This is a genomic window from Oleiphilus sp. HI0123 (assembly GCF_001635315.1).
Map to the genome: position 1 here is coordinate 1 of NZ_LWGE01000258.1, position 1255 is coordinate 1255.

Sequence of the window (1255 nt, forward strand, 5' to 3'; positions counted from 1 at the left end):
ACAAACATATGACGACAGCGATGGTGGTTGCACCCTTGCTCGCGATTGTGAGCTATTTTGCGACGGACTATATTGTTTCGGATATTCCTGAAAGCGCTGCACAGGGTGAAAGCTATGCCATGGTGGCCAGGTCTAACTGTCGTTATCAGAGCGGGCAATGTACCTTTAGAAATGGGGATTTAGAAGTTAAGTTTCAGCTGGTACAAACTGGCGGTAGTCAGCCAGTTCTAAAAGCGCGATCAAATCACCCTTTACAGGGAGCACAAGTTGCTTTGGTTAGTGAACAAAATAAAGATGCTCAGCCGCTAATGTTAGAAAAATCAGATGATGCGGGAGAGCAGTGGGCTATCTCACTACAAGGCCCAATTGATGATAAGAATGAATTACGAGTGGCGATGTTAGCAAATTCGACCACATTTTACGGCAGCACAGAAACAACGTTTTTCCAGTATGACACGATTTTTCCCAGAGATGATTGGTAGAGGCTTGCGCCGTTTGAATACAGGGTCATAAGTTTATGGAGCTAGATGATAAGAAACAATTTCTATCACAGTGCCCGCCTTTTAGTGCGTTAGGGGATGCTGCGCTAGAGCTGTGCCTGAAGAAGTTATCTATTTGCTATGAGAAAGCAGGCACCGAGATACAACAACAAGGCCTTGATGAAACACTTTACTTACTACGTTCTGGCAGCGTCGAGCTCAAAGACGCTCAAGGTCTATTTCTAGACCGCTTAAGTAGCGGTGATATCTATGGTGTTGGCGGTGAACAAAGGCCTGACGCCACCACAACTCAATTAACTTACCTCGAAGACAGCCTGGTTTATTGCCTGCCAAAGAGCTTTATAGACAGACTGTCGACCGAGAACGATACCTTTGCGCTGTTTTTCTCCCGTGAGACTGATAAGTCTTTGCAGATCACTGAACAGGCGAGTCACGACGCCACGGCGTATAGAGATTACCGACTCAACCAGCTGGTGTCGGAGTTGATGGTTAAGTCGCCTTTGTGTGCATCGAAAGAGACCAGTATTCAAGAAGCTGCCTTGCAGATGTCCGACGCAAAAGTGAGTTCTATCTTGCTTTTGGATGAGGGGGAATTGTGTGGGATATTGACGGACAGAGACCTTCGCTCTCGTGTTTTAGCTAAAGGAATCGACCCTCAGCTTCCGGTTTCTGAAGTAATGAGTACAAGCCTGAGAACGATAAAAGCCGATCAAACAGTGTATGAAACACAGCTGTCTATGATGACAGCGAATATC

General features: G+C 46.1%; 2 protein-coding genes. Both read left to right on the forward strand.

What is annotated here, in order from left to right; all coding sequences use genetic code 11:
• Nucleotides 1-482 (forward strand): hypothetical protein (locus tag A3761_RS26695; protein ID WP_068749743.1); only part of this gene is annotated, 482 nt, incomplete at its 5' end.
• 35 nt (nucleotides 483-517) lie between these two features.
• Nucleotides 518-1255 (forward strand): CBS domain-containing protein (locus A3761_RS02560; protein WP_156491528.1); only part of this gene is annotated, 738 nt, incomplete at its 3' end.